Genomic DNA, 18,693 nt, shown 5'->3' on the forward strand with positions numbered 1-18,693 from the left:
GCTGCCGGACCTGTCCTCGCCCCGCCCGGTCAGGCGGTGAACGGGGACTTGGTTTTTCCGATCAGATCGGCGACGGAGTCCACCACCATGGTTGGGCGGTAGGGGTATGCCTCGAAGGACGCACGAGTGGAGATGCCCGAGGTGACCAGGATGGTGCGCATGCCCGCTTCCAGGCCGGAGATGACGTCGGTGTCCATCCGGTCGCCGATCATCACGGTGGACTGGGAGTGGGCGCCGATGCGGCGCAGCGCGGAACGCATCATCAGCGGGTTCGGCTTGCCGACGTAGTACGGCTCGCGGCCGGTGGCACGGGTGATCAGCGCGGCCACCGACCCGGTCGCGGGCAGCGAGCCCTCGCGGGACGGGCCGGTCGGGTCCGGGTTGGTCGCGATGAAACGGGCGCCACGCTCGACCAGCCGGATCGCGGTGGTGATCGCCTCGAAGGAGTAGGTCCGGGTCTCACCGAGCACCACGTAGTCGGGTTGGCTGTCGGTGAGCACGTAGCCGATCTCGTGCAGCGCCGTGGTGAGCCCGGATTCGCCGACCACATAAGCGGTTCCGTTGGGGCGCTGGTCGTTCAGGAAGGTGGCGGTGGCCAGCGCGGAGGTCCAGATCGCCTCCTCCGGGATGTCGAGCCCGGTGTGCCGCAGCCGCGCCTGGAGATCGCGCGGCGTGCGGATCGAGTTGTTCGTCAGCACCAGGAACGGTGTCTCGTTGGCACGCAGTTCGGCGAGGAACTCGTCGGCGCCGGGTATGAGATGGTCCTCGTGCACCAGCACCCCGTCCATATCGGTCAGGTAGGACAGGATCGGTTCGTCGTCCGCAGTCACCCGGCCATTATCCGCTATCGGCCCGCAACCGAAACGGGAACGGTCAAGACCGCCCCTTGGCTCGCATCCGGTACGGCGATCGCCGACGAAATACCTCGCCCCGGCCTCGGCGTTCTCTTGCTGAGGCCCGGGCAGGCGCGAGCGTCACCTGGCGACGACGAAGATCATCCACGGCAGGCCGTCGGCACCGCACGACCATCGGGTTGGCTACTGTCGAGGGCGGATCGCGATGGCGGCGAAACGATACGCGAGGAGCGTGGCAGATGAGCGAACTCAAGCTCGGATACAAGGCATCGGCGGAGCAGTTCGGCCCCCGTGAACTCGTGGAGATCGCGGTGCTGGCCGAGGAACACGGCCTGGACAGCGCCACCGTGAGCGACCACTTCCAGCCGTGGCGGCACAAGGGCGGGCACGCGCCGTTCTCGCTGGCCTGGATGGCGGCGGTCGGCGAGCGCACCCAGCGCATCCAGCTGGGCACCTCGGTGCTCACCCCGACCTTCCGCTACAACCCCGCGGTGATCGCGCAGGCGTTCGCCACCATGGGCTGCCTGTACCCGGACCGCGTCATGCTCGGGGTCGGCACCGGCGAGGCGCTCAACGAGATCGCCACCGGATACACCGGCGAATGGCCGGAATTCAAGGAGCGTTTCGCCCGCCTGCGCGAGGCGGTCGACCTGATGCGTGCGCTGTGGACCGGCGACCGCGTCGACTTCGACGGCGAGTACTACAAGGCCGTCGGCGCCTCCATCTACGACGTGCCCAAGGGCGGTATCCCGATCTACATCGCCGCGGGCGGTCCGCTGGTCGCGCGGTACGCCGGACGCGCGGGCGACGGCTTCATCTGCACCTCGGGCAAGGGTATGGACCTCTACACCGAGAAGCTGATGCCCGCGGTCGCCGAGGGCGCGGCGAAGGCGGGCCGTACCGTCGGCGACATCGACCGAATGATCGAGATCAAGATCTCCTACGACACCGATCCGGAACTGGCGCTGGAGAACACCCGCTTCTGGGCCCCCCTGTCGCTGACCGCGGAGCAGAAGCACAGCATCACCGACCCGATCGAAATGGAAGCCGCCGCCGACGCGCTGCCCATCGAGCAGATCGCCAAGCGCTGGATCGTCGCCAGCGACCCCGACCAGGCCGTGGAGCAGATCAAGCCCTACCTCGACGCCGGCCTCAACCATCTCGTCTTCCACGCCCCCGGCCACGACCAGCGCCGCTTCCTCGACCTCTTCCAGCGCGACCTGTCCCCCCGCCTGCGCGCCCTCGCTTGACTCCCTCCGTCGAGTGGCACACCACGGAGAGGTCTTCTCGGCCGATGCCGCGGCGATGTGCCACTCGTCGGACGGCTACGCCCGGCGGAGGGCGAAGACGCGCAGGTCGCGGGTAGTGCGGGAGCGGTAGGCGGCGTAGGCGGCGGTTACTTCTACGAAGCGGTTGAAGATGGCGTCTTTGTCGGATCCGTCGATGGGGGTGGCGGTGACATCGATGCGTTCGCCCGCGATCGCCACCGTGGCGGTGGGGTTCGCCAGGAGATTGGCGGTCCAGGCGGGGTGGTGTGCCTGGCCGAAATTGCTGCCGACCACGTAGAGCGTGTCGCCGTCGTGCACGTAGAGCAGGGGCTGGGTGCGCGGCTGACCGGATTTGCGGCCGATGGTGGTGAGCAGGATGACCGGCGCGCCGATCGGGCCGAGCAGGGTGTATTTGGCGTCGGTGCGTTCCAGGATCGCCCGGTCCAGTGGAGTGATGGCACGGATCAACCGGGAACCCGGCTTCGTCGCCGCCAATCTGGTTGCCGCGCGCGCCAATAGGTTGGTTCTCGAACCCCACTGCCGATCCGGAAACTGCTCAGCCATGCCCGGACTATAGCGGTCGGGCCGAGCCTGGGCGTGCAGTAGCCGAAACCGCTCGTCACCGGGGACCGGTCGTGCGACCGAGTCGGATAGCCGCCTGTTCACTAAGCTCTCGGGCATGGCCGACAACGCTCCATCAGCCGTCTACATCGCCTCTCCGGAAGGCGACACCGGTAAATCGACGGTGGCTCTCGGAGTGCTGCAGATGCTGTGCGCCACCACGGCACGGGTCGGGGTGTTCCGGCCGATCACGCGCTCGACTGCCGAGCCCGACTACGTCCTGGAGTTGCTGCTCGAGCACAGCACCGCGGACATCGACTACAAGCAGGCCATCGGCACGACCTACGAGCAGGTACACGCCGACCCGGACGCGGCGATCAGCGAGATCGTCCTGCGCTTCCACGAGGTCGCGAAGATGTGCGACGCGGTGGTCGTGGTCGGCAGCGACTACACCGACGTTGCCAGCCCCAGCGAGCTGCGGTTCAACGCCAGGATCGCGGTCAACCTGGGCGCCCCCGTGTTGCTGGTGGTGCGTGGCGCGGGCCGTACTCCCGACGAGGTGAAGCAGCTGGCCGAACTGTGCGCGGCCGAGTTGACTCACGAGCACGCGCAGTTGGTTGCCATCATCGCCAACCGCTGCGACCCGCGGCGGCTGGAGGAGGTCTGCGCGGCGCTGCGCGGCTTCGACGTCCCGTCCTGGACGCTGCCCGAGGTCCCGCTGCTGATCGCGCCGACCATGGCCGAGCTGTGCGCGGCGATCGACGGCGAAATGTACAGCGGCGACCCGGAGTTGCTGCATCGCGAGGCGCTGCAGATCATGGTCGGCGGCATGACCGCCGAACACATCCTGGAGCGCCTGTCCGAGGGCGTCGTGGTGATCGCACCGGGTGACCGGTCCGATGTGCTGCTCAGCGTCGTGAACGCGCATGAGGCGGAAGGCTTTCCGTCGCTGTCGGGCATCATCATGAACGGCGGCCTGCTGCCGCATCCCGCGGTGGCGCGGCTGATGACCGGCCTCAAGCCCAAGCTGCCGATCCTCACCACCGACCTCGGCACGTACGACACCGCGGGCGCGGCCTACCGCACCCGCGGCCGCATGTCGGCGGGCAGCCCGCGCAAGGTCGACACCGCGCTCGCGCTGATGGAGGAGCACGTCGACGCGGAGGAACTGTTGCGGCGCATCGACGTTCCGCCCAGTTCGGTGGTCACCCCGGAGATGTTCGAATACCAGCTCATCGAACGCGCGCGGGCCGACCGCAAACGCATCGTGCTGCCCGAGGGCGACGACGACCGCATCCTGCGCGCTGCGGGCCGGGTGCTCCAGCGCAAGATCGCCGACCTGGTCATCCTCGGCGACGAGACCGCGGTGCGCGCCCGCGCGGCCGAACTCGGCGTGGACATCTCCGCCGCGCAGGTGCTCGACCCGCGCAGCTCCGGCTACCTGGACGAGTTCGCCGCCGAGTACGCGGAACTGCGCAAACACAAGGGCATGACGCTGGAGCGGGCCCGCGAAACCGTCGCCGACATCTCGTATTTCGGCACCATGATGGTGTACCGGGGGATTGCCGACGGTATGGTCTCCGGCGCCGCGCACACCACCGCGCACACCATCCGGCCGTCGTTGGAGATCATCAAGACGGTGCCGGGCGTCGCCACCGTCTCCAGCGTGTTCCTCATGTGCCTGGCCGACCGGGTGCTCGCCTACGGCGACTGCGCCGTCGTGCCGGACCCGACCTCGCAGCAGCTTGCCGATATCGCGATCTCCTCCGCGGCGACCGCCGCCCGCTTCGGCATCGACCCCCGGGTGGCGATGCTGTCGTACTCGACCGGTGAATCCGGCACGGGGGCCGATGTGGACAAGGTGCGTGTCGCGACCAAGCTGGTGCGCGAGCGCGCGCCGGAACTGCCGGTGGAGGGCCCGATCCAGTACGACGCCGCGATCGAGCCGACCGTCGCCGACGCCAAGCTGCCCGATTCCGAGGTCGCCGGCCACGCGACGGTGTTCGTGTTTCCCGATCTGAATACCGGCAACAACACCTACAAGGCGGTGCAGCGCAGCGCGGGCGCGATCGCGATCGGACCCGTGCTGCAAGGTCTGCGCAAGCCGGTCAACGACTTGTCCCGCGGCGCCCTGGTGGCCGACATCGTCAACACCGTGGCGATCACGGCCATCCAAGCGCAGGAGGGGTGATGCGGGCGCTGTCCGCTCATCATGGCGTGGGCGGAACAATCGCGTCGTGAGCCTGGTTGCTGGGCGAGACAAAGGAGGCGTGATGAGGAACAGCCGCGGAGCGCCTTATCGCGCCTATCCGGTGCGATTCGACCGCAGGGCACGGGAGGCGTCATGAGCAAGGCGGCCGAGGACTTGGTGCTGGTGATCAACTCCGGCTCGTCGTCCATCAAATATCAACTCCTCGATCCGGAGTCGAGCGTGGTGGCCGCGTCCGGGATCGTGGAGCGGATCGGCGAAGACGACGGGCGGATCGAGCATCACGCCGACGGAGAGACCACCGAGCGTCCCGGCCGGATCGCCGACCACACCGCGGGGCTGCGCTTGATCTTCGACGCGTTCTCCGCGACGGGACACGACTTGGTGGGGGAGGGGGTGCGCGCGGTCGGTCATCGGGTGGTGCACGGCGGTGAGGTGTTCTACCAGCCCACACTGATCGATGACGCGGTCGTTGCCGCCATCACCGATCTCTCCGTGCTTGCGCCGCTACACAATCCGGCCAACGTGGCCGGTATCGAGAGCGCACGGGAACTATTGCCAGGGGTGCCGCAGGTCGCCGTATTCGATACCGCGTTCTTCCATAGCCTGCCCGCCGCCGCGAAGACCTACGCGATCGACGCCAAAGTCGCGGCCGCCCATGGCATCCGGAAGTACGGATTCCACGGCACCTCGCACGAGTACGTGTCCGGCCGCGTCGCCGAGCTGCTCGGGCGTGATCCCGCCGAGCTGAATCAGATCATCTTTCACTTGGGCAACGGCGCGTCGGCCTCCGCCCTGCGCGGCGGACGCCCGATCGACACCACGATGGGTCTCACGCCACTGGAAGGGCTGGTGATGGGCACCAGGTCGGGTGATCTCGATCCGGGTATCGTGCCGCACCTGGTGCGGTCGGCGCACCTGGACATCGACCAGGTCGACACGCTGCTCAATCGGGATTCCGGGATCAAGGGACTGTCCGGAGTGAACGATTTCCGCGAATTGCGGCGCCTCATCGAGAGCGGCGACCAGGCCGCCCGGCTGGCCTACGACGTGTACATCCACCGGTTGCGGCGTTATCTCGGGGCGTACCTGATCGAGCTCGGCGGCCTGGACGCGATCACCTTCACCGCCGGTGTCGGCGAGAACAGCCCGCAGGTGCGCGCCGATGCCCTGGCGGATCTCGGTCGGTTCGGCATCGAAGTCGACCCGGTCGCGAATACCGCGAAAGATCGCGGCGCGCGGCGCATTTCCCCGCCGAGCGCGCCGGTCACGGTGCTGGTGGTGCCGACCAACGAGGAGTTGGCGATCGCCCGCGCCGCGCGGCAGGTGGTCGCCGACCTCGAGCACGACCAACCCTGATGTCGTGTTGGGCGCGGATGTCCGCGGCCCCACCGGGATGACCGCGTCGGCGGATCAGGCCGATCGCGTCCGCCGGTGGTGCCGCTGACCGTGCCTGGTCGGTCGCCGATCGACCTAGCTAGATCCAGCTCTTCGCGCGAATCGCGTTGGCCAGGTCGACGAGCGCGTAGCGATGTTTGCGGTCGGGCGCCCCGCGGGCCAGGGCACGCAGCCCCGCCTCGGTGCCCGCCCTCAGTTCGCGTTCGGTGAAGGGCGCGCCGAACAGCGTCGCGTCGGGGCGCTTCGGCGTGTTGCCCGCCTGGAGCCAGGCCAGCGCCGCGCCGAGAACGAGCACCCGCATCTGCACCGCACGACTCTCGCCTCTGGGCAGGCTCAGCACCCGCGAGGCCGAGATGTGCAGGGTGAATTCGTCCAGTTCGGCTACCGGAGCGGCGGTCAGCATGAACAGCACGGCGGTCATCCGCGCGATGGTGAAACACCGCGACGCTGCGGGCACGGCGTCGAGCGCCTGCACGGCCTCGGTCACCCTGCCGTTCGCGGCGAGCTGCCTGGCCAGCCCGAAGGCGGCACTCACCACGCCGCGGTCGGTGCGCCAGACGGTCTCGTACGCCTGCTCGGCATAGGCGCGCCAGTGTTCGGGATCCGGTGCGTCCCAGTGCTGCAGAATGAGTTCGGCGGTGGCGGCGAGGGCCAGCTTGGGGGCGATTTCGCCGGGCAGCACCCGGAAGACCTCGTCGAAATTCGTGAAAGCGCGCTCGTACTCGCGGTCGAGCAGTTCGGCCATGCCGCGATACCAGCTGACCCGCCATTCCCGCTCGGGCAAGCGCGCGAGCAGGTCCAGGACGGTGCTCGACTCGCGCAGGTCGATTCGCACCCGCGCCTCGGCGAGCGTGAGCTCGAGCTCCAGATTCTCCGGGGCGTTCTCAGGATCGGCCTCGGCCCGGTCGCGCGCATCCCGCAGCGCCTCGAGCGCCTGGGCGGGTTCGGGATGCACCGCGGCCGCGAGCAACGGTGCCGACGGATCGGCCGGGTCCAGCAGTGGAACCGGCAGCCCCGCCACCACATCGAGGGGGTCGAGCTGGCTGCTGCGGGAGCGGCCGTCGGTGTAGGCGTCGGTCTGGCTGATCAGTTCGTCGGTCCCGAAGCTTGCGCGAGGCGGAGTGAACACCATGGACAGCTGGGCGTGCTCGTTACCGGTCTCCAGCGCGAGGATCTCGCGCAGCACTCCCGCCAGCTGCGCCGCCATCGTCCGGGCGGAGGGGAAGCGGCGTTCCGGGTCCGGGTCGGTCGCGCAGAGCAGCAGGCGATGGAAGAACGGGTAGCGCGCCAGCACCGGCTCGTCGGCGCGATCGGGGATGCCGTCGAGATAGCGTCCGTGCTCCGATGGCATGTGCAGGGTGAGCACGGCCAGCGTGCGGCCGACGGTGTAGATGTCCGACGCGATGGTCGGGCCGGTCTTGGCGATCTCCGGCGCCTGGAAACCCCTGGTGCCGTAGAGGTTTCCGTATGCCTCGATGGCGGTGACCGCGCCGAGGTCGATCAGTTTGACCTGGTCCTCGGTGACCATGATGTTGTCCGGCTTGAGGTCGTTGTAGACCAGCTCGGTCGAGTGCAGGTACTCCAGTGCGGGCATGATCTCCAGCAGATAGGCGATCGCCTCGGTGACCGGCATGCGCATCGGGCGTTCGTAGCTGTCGAGAATGTCGCACAGCGAGCAGCCGCCCACGTACTCCATGACGATGTAGCCGACCGGCGTGCCGTCGGCCGCGGGGTGCTCGACGAAGTTGTAGATCTTGACGATGCTGGGATGGGTCACCTCGGCGAGAAATTGGCGTTCGGCCATCGCCACGGCCTGCGCTTCGGCGTCGCCGGTGTGCAGCAGGCCTTTCAACACCACCCAGCGGTCGCTGACATTGCGGTCGATCGCCAGGTAGATCCAGCCGAGCCCGCCGTGGGCGATGCAGCCCTGGATCTCGTACTGGCCCGCCACCATGTCGCCCGTGTGCAGCGACGGCCGGAAATCGAACGGCGCTTCACACGTCGCGCAGGTGCCCGCCGAAGTGGATGGCCGGATCGGCGTCGCCCGGCCGACCGGTTTGCCGCAGCGCCAGCAGTACCGTCTGCGCTCGGACACCACCGGGTCGGCGAGCACGGCATCGCGTGGATCGGTGGGCGGCACCGTCGGAATGGGCACCAGGCCCGCGCCGAGCCGTCGCACCGCTGGACGGCTCCGCGCGGTACGCACGCTTCGTCCTGTGGTGCGCGGCGAGCCCGGTCCCGAGTGCGTCCGCCGCGCACCTTCCTGTGCCGACTCCGATTCGTCAGGCGCGAGTTGCGTGGCGGGACCTTCGTCCGCGGGTGGTTGCTTTCGGGTGGCGGACGAGTCCTCGGCCTCCGATGCCGGTTTCCATGCCGCCGTGTCGGAACTGGTCTCCGGCTCGTCGACGTGCTTGCGGGTAGTCTCGGCCGCTCCTGATTCCGGCTCGCCAGCGGGCGGGCCGTCGGTGTCCGATGTCCGGTTCCATAGCTCCGTGTTGGAGCTGGTTTCCCGGCGGTCGCCGCAGGTTGCGTGTGTGTCCTTTTCGCCGGCATCCGGTTCCGGATCGGCTGGAGCTGCGTGCCGCTCGCTTGCGGACGATGGCGGTTCGTTCGGATCGGCCGGCCCCGGCTGCCCCGTGGCGGTTTCGTCCGGGTCGGGCTCAGGGGCGGGCCGTGGGTTCATCGCCCGTCAGTCCTGATACGTGGGAGCGGGTGGAGCGGGAACGGGGCCGAGCACGGTCAGATATTGCTGGTATAGCCGAGTCCAGGTGCCGTCGCTCCGGATACGGTCCAGCGTGGCGTTGACGAAGCGGACGAGATCGTCGTGGCCTTTGGGAATGCCGATGCCGTAGGGCTCCTCGGCGACGCTGCCGCCGACCAGTTCGGTGTACGGGTCCTGCGCGGCGAGGCCCGCGAGGACTGCGTCATCGGTGCTGACCGCGTCGACTTGGCGCTGCTGCAGAACGACCAAGCAGTCCGCCCAGGTCGGTACGGTGAGGATGGCGGCGGCGGGCTGGTCGCGGCGGATGTGGTCAAGCGAAGTGGTACCGGATACGATGCACACCCGCTTACCCGCAAGATCGGCGAGGCTGCGGATACCGGAGTTCTTCACCGCGAGTACGCGCTGATTCGCGTGCAGATAGACGGTGGAGAAGGTGACTTTCTCGCGCCGTTCGCAGTTGATCGTCATGGTCTTGGCGACCAGGTCGACGGTGTGGTTCTGCAGCGCGGTCTCCCGCTCGGCCGAGCCGAGGCTGCGGAATTCGATCAGATCCGGGCTACCGAGCAGGTCACGGGCGACCTCCCTGGCGATGTCGGCGTCGAAACCGACGATGGAGCCGGAGATCGGGTCGCGGTAGCTGAACAGATTGCTGCCGGTATCCAGCCCCACGAGCAGCCTGCCTCGCGCCCGGATCGCATCGATCACCGGTCCGCGCGCGGCGGCGCCCGCTCCGGTGGGCCGCAGACTGGCGGTGGGGTCTCCGCAGCGCGGTGCGCTGGGCGGCGGCGGGACCGGCGAATCCGTCAGCACCGGTATGGCTTTCGCGGGCAGCGGGGGATCGGTGTACTCGGGCGTCTTGGTCGCCAGCGGCGCGCTGGACTCGCTCGCACAGCCACTCGCCAGCGCCACCACGACGAGGACGACAACCAGAATGCCGCGCGGGGATCTCATCGGTACTCCCGAAGCCGGGGCCATATGCCGAGTCCGACATAGCCTGCCGCCAGAATGCCGAGCACCATCGCTCCTGCTCCTAGGAAGTCCAGTATGCGGGCCGCCTGGGAGATCTCGTGTCGCAGGGTGTCCCGCGTCTCGGCGATGCCCTGCTCCAGCGCGCGGTCCAGCGCGTCCACCTGCGCGGTGGCGTCCGCGGAGCCGGGGCCGATCGTCACCGCGGCCGCGCCGTTGAAATCGCCCTTGGCCAGCGCATCGTTCATGCGCTGATGCGCTATCCGCCAACGTTCCAGCGCGGGCACGGCATTGCGCACGTCGTCGGTGGCGGGCGCGGAATCGGGGTACTTGCCGAGCAGATCGGCCAGGCGCTCGATATTCACATCGTAAGTGCGGTCGTAGTCGCCGGTCGCGTCCCGGCGCACCAGCTTCAATGTCTCCGCGGCGCGCGCCTGCTGGGTCAGGATCCGGCTCTCGGTCAGCCGCGACGACGGTACCGCGCCGTCGTCGCGGGCGTCGATCATCGCCGCCGCCGACACCGAGCCCGCGATCACCGTCCACGCCAGCAGGATCAGCATCGCCGCCGAGGCGAACAGGAGACCGGGATTGAGTACCCGGCGCCAGCGCCGCGCCAGATCCCGCTGCACCCAGCCCAATACCCCCAGCGTGAGTATCAGCAGGCCGATGGCGGACCAAGGTGGGCGCACGTGATGGCGCTGCGCGGCGGTCACCGCGGCGGAGCGGTGATTCTCCAGTTCCTCGGCCATGGGCAGCAGCGTGGTCTGCATCTGGTTGGACGCCTCGCTCAGGTACGCGGCCCCGACCGGATACCCGATGCGATTGTTCGTCCGTGCGGTCTCCACCAGACCCGAGTACACCGGCAGGCCGGTGACTATGCCGGAGCGCAGCCGGGCATCCGAACCGGCCGTCGCGTGCGGCCCGACGCGGTCGGATTGGGTCACCAACTCCGCGGCCGCCTCGCCCATGGCCTGGGTGTAGCGATCGCGCACCGTCTGCGGCTCCAGTCCGCCCGAGATGAAGGCGGTGCTCGCGGCGGCGTCGGCGATCGAGAGCGAGGTATACAGCCGGTGCGCGGAGTACGCGTCCGGTTCGGTGTCGTAGAGCAGTACGTCCAAGCCCTGCTGCCGTTCGCTGACCGTCGCGGCGGTCATCGAGCCCGCGGCCAGGCACAGGCCGATGAGCAGCAGTCCGAGCGCGATCAGTCGCCCCGGTGAAGAATTGGCGAACGAACGCAGGTTGGCCAGGTCGAGACGTTCGCGCACCACGGCGACGCTCAGCCCGCCGGGATTCTCCCGGTCGGCGGGCGCGGACGACGGCCGGAGTTCGGCCGTCGTCGGCTCGGAGCTAGCCATGTCCACCTCCCCAGTTTGGGCCGCGTGCGCGGATTTCACACGGCCGGACCGCATATTCGATCACTCCGCGCGTATCGGTGCGGAGTTTATTGTGGTCGTACGAACGCCGCGGCGTGTTGAACACCCCCGGTTGGGAGCAAATGACGGGCGGGGGAGCACAGTCGTAGCTGGATGAGGATGGTACGAGATGCGTGGTGACGGCGACGGTTGGTCGCGTGGCCCGGACGGATTGCGGCACTGGGGCCGCTTCGGCGCCGCCGGGTTGCTCCTGCGTGCTCCACTCGCCGACGGCGGTTCGGCGGTGCTGCTGCAACACCGCGCCCCGTGGAGCCACCAGGGCGGGACCTGGGCATTGCCCGGCGGCGCGCGCGACAGTCACGAGACGCCCGAGCACGCGGCGGTCCGCGAGGCATGGGAGGAGGCGGGCATCGATCCCGCCGACGTCCGGGTGCGCGGCGCGCGCGTGACTGCCTCCGCTCTGAGTGGCTGGACCTACACCACGGTCGTCGCCGACGCGGTCATGACCCTCCCGACCATCGGCAACCGGGAGAGCACCGCGCTGGCCTGGGTTCCCGAACACGAGGTCGATGCCCGTCCGCTGCACCCCGGTTTCGCCGCCTCGTGGCCCACCCTGCGCGCCGCGCCCGCCCGTGTGCTGCTCGCCGAGATCGACCACACGGTAGCCGCGGCGCTGCCCCGCACGATCGACCTCGCCGATCTCGGTTTCGTCTGGCTGCATTCGGATCAGCACGGACCGGGCGACTACGCCAGGATCGTCGATGAGTCCGGCGTTCCGACCGCCGAGCCGACCTCGAACGGGAACACCGCGGTGGACACCGCTCTGTCGTTCACCCGAGGACAGCTGCTTTCCTGACGCAGAAAAGGGCGCAGCCGGACGGAGTCCGTCCATAGCCGGCGCCGGGGCCGAGCGGAGGCAGAGGCAGCCGCAGTAAGGGCGCTGCCGGACGGAGTCCGTCCATAGCCCGCGCCGGGCCGAGCGGAGGCGAGGCAGCCGCCTACGCGTTCGCCAGCAGCGCCGTTTTCAGCTGCCGCGCCGCGGCTTCCGGATCCCGGGCCTCGGTGATCGCGCGCACCACGACGACCCGTGTCGCCCCGGCTTCCAGCACTTGCGGCAGGTTCTCCGCGTTGATTCCGCCGATCGCGAACCACGGCCGGGTCGGGTGGGCGTCGGCGGTCGAGCGGATCAGCTCGGGTCCCGCCGCCTGCCTGCCCGGCTTGGTCGGGGTCGCCCAGATCGGTCCGGTGCAGAAGTAGTCGATGTGCTCGTCGATCGCGGCGAGCCCGGCCTGCGCGCGGTTGTGCGTGGATCGTCCGATCACCACGTCGGGGCCGAGAATCCGGCGCGCGTACCAGGGCGGGAGGTCGCCCTGTCCGAGGTGCAGCACGTCAGCGCCCGACGCCAGCGCGATGTCCGCGCGATCGTTCACCGCGACGAGTGCGCCGTGCCTGCGCGCGGCCGCCTTCAATTCGGCGAGCGCGCCGAGTTCGGCCCTGGCCTCCAGCGGACCGAACTTCGCTTCGCCCGGTGACCCCTTGTCTCTGAGCTGGATGATGTCGACTCCGCCCGCGAAGGCCGCCTCGGCGAACCTGGCCAGATCGCCTTTCTCCCGGCGTGCGTCGGTGCAGAGATACAGCCGCGCGCGTGCCAGGCGCTCCCGCGGCGAAGCGAGTCGGTTCGGGTGGGAGGGTTGCACGCCTTCGACGGTAGCCGCGCTACCGTGGGATGCGAAATAGGAGGCAGGTGGAGCGGATGCGGACTCTGGCGGTCGTCGGTGGCGGCGCCATCGGGCTCGCCGTGGCCTGGCGGGCCGCCGAGGCCGGTTGGTCGGTCACCCTGCTGGATCCGGCGGTGGCCAGCGGCGCCTCGTGGGTGGCCGGGGGCATGCTCGCACCACTGTCGGAGGGCTGGCCGGGAGAGGATCGGGTGCTCGAATTCGGCGCCGCCTCGCTGGCCCGCTGGCCGGAATTCGCCGCCCGGCTGGAAGCTGCGACGGGGGTCTCGGTCTTCGTCGCCGACGAGACCATGACCGTCGCGCTGGACGCGGCCGACGCCGCCGACCTGCGCACCGTCGCCGACTGGGTCGGCGGACGCGGCCATCAGCTGCGCATCCTGGATCGTGCCGGGGTCCGCGAGCTGGAACCCACGCTGGCCCGTTCGGTGCGCGCCGCGCTGCTCGCGCCCACCGAACCCGCGATCGACAACCGTAAGCTGATCGCCGCGTTGCGTCAGGCGGCCGCGGCGGAGGGCGTGGTGGTGCGCGCCGAATCCGTAGATTCGCTGACGGACCTTCCGCACGACCAGATCGTGCTCGCGGCGGGCGCCGCGTCGGCCGAGCTGTGGCCTGAGCTGCCGGTCCACCCGGTCAAGGGCGAGATCCTGCGCCTGCGGCAGCGGCCCGGTGTCGCTCCCGCGCCGCGACGGGTGATCCGAGCCCGAGTGCACGGCAGGCCGGTATATCTGGTGCCGCGGGCCGACGGGATCGTCGTCGGAGCCACCCAGTACGAGGCGGGTTTCGACACCGCGGTCACCGTCGCGGGTGTTCGCGATCTGATCGCCGACGCGGAGGCGGTGTTCCCCGGCATCGGCGAATACGAGCTGGCCGAGGCCGGCGCCGGTTCCCGGCCGGGCAGCCCCGACAACCTGCCGCTGATCGGCCGGCTCACCGACCGGGTCGTCGCGGCCACCGGGCACGGCCGCAACGGCATGCTGACCGTGCCGCTCACCGCGGACGCGGTGACGAGCCTGCTCGGCGGGGCAACGCTGCCCGAAGCGGAAGCCGCCGACCCGCAACGCTTTTCGACGACTGTAGGAGGAATACGATGACGCTGTCATCCGTCCCCATCGGTGTCACGGTGAACGGCGACGAGCATGAGTTCGCCGAGCCGCTCACCGTGCGTGAGCTGATGGAACGCCTCGGCCTGCCGTGCAAGGGCGTCGCGCTCGCGGTGGACGGGGCGGTGTTCCCGAAGTCGCGCTGGGACGAACCGGTGGAGCGTGGCTGGCAGATCGAGGTGCTGACGGCGGTCCAAGGTGGCTGAGGAATCGGCCGCGCCGGGGCGCTCGGAGATCGACGCGCCGCTGCGGATCGCCGACCGCGCGTTCGGTTCCCGCCTGATCATGGGAACCGGCGGCGCGGAGAACCTCGCCGTGCTGGAGGAGGCGTTGATCGCCTCCGGCACCGAGCTGACCACCGTGGCCATGCGGCGGATCGACGCCGCGGGCGGCACCGGTGTGCTCGACCTGCTGAAGCGATTGAACATCGCGCCGCTGCCGAACACCGCGGGCTGTCGCACCGCCGCCGAAGCGGTGCTCACCGCGCAGCTGGCGCGCGAGGCGCTGGACACCAACTGGGTGAAGCTCGAGGTGGTCGCCGACGAGCGCACCCTGCTGCCCGACCCGATCGAATTGCTCACCGCCGCAGAACAACTCGTCGACGACGGTTTCGTCGTGCTGCCCTACACCAACGACGATCCGATCATGGCCCGCCGCCTGGAGGACGCGGGCTGCGCGGCGGTCATGCCGCTCGGCGCCCCCATCGGCACCGGCCTCGGCATCGGCAACCCGCACAACATCGAGATGATCGTCGCCGCCGCGAACGTCCCGGTCATCCTGGACGCGGGCATCGGCACCGCCAGCGACGCCGCGCTTGCCATGGAACTCGGCTGCTCGGCTGTGCTTCTGGCAACCGCCGTGACCAGGGCGCACCGTCCCGAATTGATGGCAGCGGCCATGGCGGACGCGGTCCGCGCCGGATATGCGGCGCGGTTGGCCGGGCGCATTCCGAAGCGGTTCTGGGCACAGGCGTCCTCCCCCGCGCTGTAGCGCGCCCGCGGATGTGGCCTGGTGCCGAGCCGAGGAGCGGTGTGAAATTGCCACATAGGCCCGGCCGACAGCGAATGCGAGCACCGGGCCAGGTCCTCGATCGACGCCCGTGGTCGCCGACGAGGGCCGTCGGCTGGAGTTGACCAACTCCGCCGTGCCGACCGGTACGGACATCAGTTACGCGGGGGATCAGTAGCGCTTGCAGCGAGCGGGTCAGACTGCCGGCATCGGCGCCCTGATCGGTGCGCTGATCGGGCTACCGCTGCTGATCGGCAGCATCCCGGGAGCTGTCTTCGGTGCGCTGCTGGGTGCCGCGATCGGTTACTCCATGCCGGTGCCCGATGAGATCGACAACCCCACGGCCGGCTGCGACCCCGGTGGGCTGATGTCGCGATATCTTTCTAACCGAACAGCTGTAGCGCTACGACTGTAGCGCTACAGCTGTTCGAATACAATGGCGACCGTGGCGGCAGATCTGACGGACGATCGGCGGGTGCGGGAGCGCAATCCGCGCGGGCAAGGCGAGCGGTTACGCGAAGACATCGTGGCGGCCGCAATGCGGATGCTCGACGAACTCGGTGACGATCAGGCGCTGTCGATGCGGGCCGTGGCACGGGCGATCGGCACGGCGGCCACATCGGTCTATCTGCACTTCGGTGATCGCGACGCCTTGATCCTTGCGGTGCTCAACCGCTGTCACGACGAGTTGATGCAGGCGATGCGGGAAGCCGAGGCGAGGCGCCCCGACCCGGTGAGCCAGTTGCGTTCTCGCACCATGGTTCTCGGCGAGTGGGCGTATCGGCATCCCGGGTTGTACAAAGTCCTGCATGAGAGCACGCTGAACCAGCGCACGGACATGGCGTTCAAGCAAGAGTTGGCCGACGGCACCGTCGCTGCGGTCCGGCGATGCATGGACGCCGGGGCGATTCCGGACGACGACGCGGCCGCTGTCGCGCTGGATCTGCGAGCAGCCGTCTACGGCGCGGTATCGATGCGGCTGAACCAACCCGATCACCGGTGGCCGCCGTTGGACGAGCAGGTCGAACGTTTCCTGATCAAACTCGTGGGTGTCGCACCCTCCGCACCCGATCAGTGAGACCGAGTGGCCCGGTGCGCTGATGCGGCACGCCTCTCGTAGCGGGAGCGTGCGCGCTCATACGCTGTGCCGAGCAGTTCGCGGATTGCCTCCTCGGCGCGTTGGCCTGGGTTGACCACCGCGAGCCAGCCGGCGGAGCCGTAAACGGGGTGGGCGATCACGCTGTCGGTGACGCTGGTGTCGACATCGACAGCTCGTTCGCGTGGTGCGTGGCCGGTCCAGTGGACGAAGGCTTCCTTTCCGGCGGCGATGTTGACGCGGAACGTATCCGGGCGGTCCAGGCAAGAGCTTTCGTCGCCCGGATAGTTCTTCGTCACGATCGTTGCGAAGGGCTGAGTTGCTTGCGGCACTTCCCCGCTCGGCGAGTAGTAGAAGAACGTGTCGCCCCAGCTGATCTCGGGTGAGCCGTCGCCGGGTCCAGGCCGGAGGGTGAGGACTCCGTCGAGGCGGGATACCGAGCCGATGATCTCGTCGATGGTCATGTGCTCCAGCGTCACATTAAGGTGCTCGTGGAGACTTCGCTGCGGAAGACCAGGAATGGAAGGGTGTCGACTCTCAACTCCTCTATGCGTACGGTCGATGTCGCGCGGCGCTCCGGCTACTCCGTGCAGCAGATCCGCAACCTGGAGCGAGACAGGGTACTGCCGACCGCGCTGCGCACAGCCGCGGGTTATCGCAGATACGGCGAGATCCACCTGCGTTCCGCGCTGGCCTATCGGGCGCTGGCGGCGGGCGTCGGCCCGGTCGAGGCCAAGCGGATCGTTTGCGCGGTGCATGATCGCCCGATCTCGGAGGTGTTAGCGCTGCTCGATGCTGCGCACGCCCGGCTCGATCGTGAGCGTGCCGACCTCGCGCTGGCCGAGCGGGCGGCCGAGGCGATCTCCGCCGAGCCGATCGAGGACGTGCGCGCGTCGGATTCGATGAGCGTGTCCGAACTCGCCGCCGCACTCGGAGTGCGCCCGTCGACCTTGCGGCATTGGGACGCCGAGGGTCTCGTCGTTCCGGATCGCATCGCCGCCCAAGGAATTCGGCGGTACTCGCCGGTTCAGGTCCGGGATGCGCGGATCGTCCACCAGCTGCGCGGCGCCGGATACCGCATCGACACGCTCCGGACCTTGATGCCGGACCTGCCGCGCGGAAACCGATCCGAAGACCTCACAGCCGCGCTGGCAGCCCGGGACGCGAGCATCACGGCTCGCTCCCGCGCTCTCCTCGACGCGGCCGCCGCACTCGGTGCCGTGATCGCACTCGAGGCAAACCGCTGAACGAGCTTCGCTCGGGGCTCAGCGGCCTGTCATGCAGTCTCCACTCTCGACAGTCCAGTGACCCTGGTGGGCAGTGACATTGCGAAATCAGCGCGGAAGGCGGCACCCACCGCCGCGCAGGGTTCAGGCGGCTGCCCAGGAGCGGATCGCGGCGACTATCTCGTCGGACGCGTCTTCCTGAATGTAATGACCGGCGCCGACAAGAGCGACGGTGCGATGTTGCGGAAAAAACTCCTCCCACCGGCGAAGTTCGGCGGCGCGAAAGGCGACGTCCTTGGTGCCCCACACGATCAGCGCGGGACGGTCGGTCACCGTCGGTAGTTTGCGTTCGATATCGGTGAGCAGATCGCGGCTGGCGAGGATCTCGCGGGGGAACACGTGCACCGGCTCGCGGGAGCCGGGGGTGGGGAAGGGCCCGCGGTAGGCGTTCATCACGGTGTCGTCCAGCGTCGTGCGGCGGACTCCGGCGGGGATGATGCGTTCGACGAAGAAATTGCGCTGCCGGATCAGCCAGCCACCGATCGGTCCGCCGAGAAAGCGCGAGAACGCTTGTGTTCCCAAGTCGGATTTGGGCCATGCCCAGGTGTTTCCGATGACGAATGCGGTGAACCGGTCCGCATGACGTGTGGCGGTGGCGAACCCGATCGGGCCGCCCCAGTCCTGCACCATCAGAGTGATCTCGCGCAGATCGAGCCGCTCGACCAGTTGACCCACGATGCCGGCGTGCTCGGCGGGAGTGAAGCGGTAGCCCGGCGCCGCGTAGGACAGGCCGAATCCGGGGTAGTCGACCGCGATGCAGCGGTAGCGGTCACGCAGGCCGATGACGATATTGCGGTAGAGGAACGACCAGGTGGGGTTGCCGTGCAACATCAGCAATGGCGGCCCATCGCCTTCATCGATGTAGTGGACCCTGGCCTCGGTGAGGTCGAGGTAGTGGTCGGTGAACGGGTAGAGCTGGTCGGGCACCCAGGACGGGCGGTGCGGTTGCGAGTCGGGTGCGGGCATGCCGACGATCCTCCTTCTGGGGTAGGTCGGTTCGGAGCTGGTAGCGGGCTGAAACCGGAACGTCCGGCGCTGATCTTCGGTCATCGATGACTTCCACACCGTGTTCGGTCGAAACCGCCTGTGCCCTGCGCGGATGACTCAGGTGTCGAC

The 18,693-nt window shown here is 68.9% G+C and carries 17 protein-coding genes and 1 pseudogene; 10 read left to right on the top strand and 8 right to left on the bottom strand.

Going from position 1 to position 18,693, the window contains the following annotated elements; all coding sequences use genetic code 11:
• Positions 1 to 29: 29 nt before the first annotated feature.
• On the bottom strand, positions 30 to 830 hold the full coding sequence (locus tag AB0M45_RS01220) for an HAD-IIA family hydrolase (RefSeq protein ID WP_364321293.1): 801 nt from the start codon (positions 828 to 830) through the stop codon (positions 30 to 32).
• A gap of 263 nt (positions 831 to 1,093) precedes the next feature.
• Here AB0M45_RS01220 and fgd point away from each other — a divergent pair, with 263 nt between their 5' ends.
• Positions 1,094 to 2,104 carry a glucose-6-phosphate dehydrogenase (coenzyme-F420) gene (fgd, locus tag AB0M45_RS01225; RefSeq protein ID WP_364321296.1) on the top strand — a complete coding sequence of 337 codons (1,011 nt, stop codon included), beginning with the start codon at positions 1,094 to 1,096 and terminating at the stop codon, positions 2,102 to 2,104.
• A 75-nt stretch (positions 2,105 to 2,179) separates the two neighbouring features.
• Here the strand turns inward: fgd and AB0M45_RS01230 are convergent, their stop codons facing one another.
• Positions 2,180 to 2,686 (bottom strand): nitroreductase family deazaflavin-dependent oxidoreductase, encoded by a 507-nt coding sequence (locus tag AB0M45_RS01230; protein ID WP_364321299.1) that lies wholly within the window; start codon positions 2,684 to 2,686, stop codon positions 2,180 to 2,182.
• A 115-nt stretch (positions 2,687 to 2,801) separates the two neighbouring features.
• Between AB0M45_RS01230 and pta the strand changes: the two genes are divergently transcribed.
• Positions 2,802 to 4,874: a phosphate acetyltransferase gene (pta, locus tag AB0M45_RS01235; RefSeq protein ID WP_364321302.1), complete on the top strand. Its 2,073-nt coding sequence runs from the start codon at positions 2,802 to 2,804 to the stop codon at positions 4,872 to 4,874.
• A gap of 153 nt (positions 4,875 to 5,027) precedes the next feature.
• Positions 5,028 to 6,251 (top strand): acetate kinase, encoded by a 1,224-nt coding sequence (locus AB0M45_RS01240; RefSeq protein WP_364321305.1) that lies wholly within the window; start codon positions 5,028 to 5,030, stop codon positions 6,249 to 6,251.
• A gap of 118 nt (positions 6,252 to 6,369) precedes the next feature.
• On the opposite strand, the pseudogene AB0M45_RS01245 reads toward AB0M45_RS01240, so the two are convergent.
• From AB0M45_RS01245 to AB0M45_RS01255, 3 genes and pseudogenes are all read right to left on the bottom strand, one after another.
• A pseudogene (locus tag AB0M45_RS01245) lies at positions 6,370 to 8,622 on the bottom strand (tetratricopeptide repeat protein); the annotation flags it as partial.
• A 357-nt stretch (positions 8,623 to 8,979) separates the two neighbouring features.
• On the bottom strand, positions 8,980 to 9,963 hold the full coding sequence (locus AB0M45_RS01250) for a glutamate ABC transporter substrate-binding protein (RefSeq protein ID WP_364321308.1): 984 nt from the start codon (positions 9,961 to 9,963) through the stop codon (positions 8,980 to 8,982).
• On the bottom strand, positions 9,960 to 11,333 hold the full coding sequence (locus AB0M45_RS01255; RefSeq protein ID WP_364321311.1) for a hypothetical protein: 1,374 nt from the start codon (positions 11,331 to 11,333) through the stop codon (positions 9,960 to 9,962). The genes AB0M45_RS01250 and AB0M45_RS01255 overlap by 4 nt, the downstream gene beginning before the upstream one ends.
• Positions 11,334 to 11,520: 187 nt before the next feature.
• On the opposite strand from AB0M45_RS01255, the gene AB0M45_RS01260 reads away from it, so the two are divergent.
• Positions 11,521 to 12,207 (top strand): NUDIX hydrolase, encoded by a 687-nt coding sequence (locus AB0M45_RS01260; protein ID WP_364321314.1) that lies wholly within the window; start codon positions 11,521 to 11,523, stop codon positions 12,205 to 12,207.
• A gap of 142 nt (positions 12,208 to 12,349) precedes the next feature.
• Here the strand turns inward: AB0M45_RS01260 and thiE are convergent, their stop codons facing one another.
• The gene (thiE, locus tag AB0M45_RS01265) at positions 12,350 to 13,048 is read right to left on the bottom strand and encodes a thiamine phosphate synthase (RefSeq protein WP_364321317.1); all 699 of its coding nucleotides are present in this window, start codon (positions 13,046 to 13,048) and stop codon (positions 12,350 to 12,352) included.
• Between the two features lie 56 nt (positions 13,049 to 13,104).
• On the opposite strand from thiE, the gene thiO reads away from it, so the two are divergent.
• From thiO to AB0M45_RS01290, 5 genes are all read left to right on the top strand, one after another.
• Positions 13,105 to 14,178 carry a glycine oxidase ThiO gene (gene thiO / locus AB0M45_RS01270; RefSeq protein WP_364321319.1) on the top strand — a complete coding sequence of 358 codons (1,074 nt, stop codon included), beginning with the start codon at positions 13,105 to 13,107 and terminating at the stop codon, positions 14,176 to 14,178.
• A complete protein-coding gene (thiS, locus tag AB0M45_RS01275; protein ID WP_364321321.1) occupies positions 14,175 to 14,393 on the top strand; it encodes a sulfur carrier protein ThiS in 219 nt (72 codons plus the stop codon). Before thiO ends, thiS begins: the two co-directional genes overlap by 4 nt.
• A 28-nt stretch (positions 14,394 to 14,421) precedes the next feature.
• Positions 14,422 to 15,177 carry a thiazole synthase gene (locus tag AB0M45_RS01280; RefSeq protein ID WP_364321765.1) on the top strand — a complete coding sequence of 252 codons (756 nt, stop codon included), beginning with the start codon at positions 14,422 to 14,424 and terminating at the stop codon, positions 15,175 to 15,177.
• A 199-nt stretch (positions 15,178 to 15,376) separates the two neighbouring features.
• Positions 15,377 to 15,610 carry a hypothetical protein gene (locus AB0M45_RS01285; protein ID WP_364321324.1) on the top strand — a complete coding sequence of 78 codons (234 nt, stop codon included), beginning with the start codon at positions 15,377 to 15,379 and terminating at the stop codon, positions 15,608 to 15,610.
• Between the two features lie 30 nt (positions 15,611 to 15,640).
• Complete coding sequence (locus tag AB0M45_RS01290) at positions 15,641 to 16,273, top strand: TetR/AcrR family transcriptional regulator (protein ID WP_364321327.1); 633 nt, start codon at positions 15,641 to 15,643, stop codon at positions 16,271 to 16,273.
• On the opposite strand, the gene AB0M45_RS01295 is transcribed toward AB0M45_RS01290, so the two are convergent.
• Entirely contained in the window at positions 16,267 to 16,755 is a 489-nt protein-coding gene (locus AB0M45_RS01295; RefSeq protein ID WP_364321330.1) for a DUF6194 family protein, read from the bottom strand. The two genes, AB0M45_RS01290 and AB0M45_RS01295, sit on opposite strands and share 7 nt — an antisense overlap.
• Before the next feature lie 84 nt (positions 16,756 to 16,839).
• Between AB0M45_RS01295 and AB0M45_RS01300 the strand changes: the two genes are divergently transcribed.
• On the top strand, positions 16,840 to 17,538 hold the full coding sequence (locus tag AB0M45_RS01300) for a MerR family transcriptional regulator (RefSeq protein ID WP_364321333.1): 699 nt from the start codon (positions 16,840 to 16,842) through the stop codon (positions 17,536 to 17,538).
• A 123-nt stretch (positions 17,539 to 17,661) separates the two neighbouring features.
• Here AB0M45_RS01300 and AB0M45_RS01305 read toward each other — a convergent pair whose 3' ends face one another.
• A complete protein-coding gene (locus tag AB0M45_RS01305; protein WP_364321337.1) occupies positions 17,662 to 18,543 on the bottom strand; it encodes an alpha/beta fold hydrolase in 882 nt (293 codons plus the stop codon).
• Positions 18,544 to 18,693: the final 150 nt, after the last annotated feature.

The organism is Nocardia sp. NPDC051787 (genome assembly GCF_040681325.1).
Classification (GTDB): domain Bacteria; phylum Actinomycetota; class Actinomycetes; order Mycobacteriales; family Mycobacteriaceae; genus Nocardia.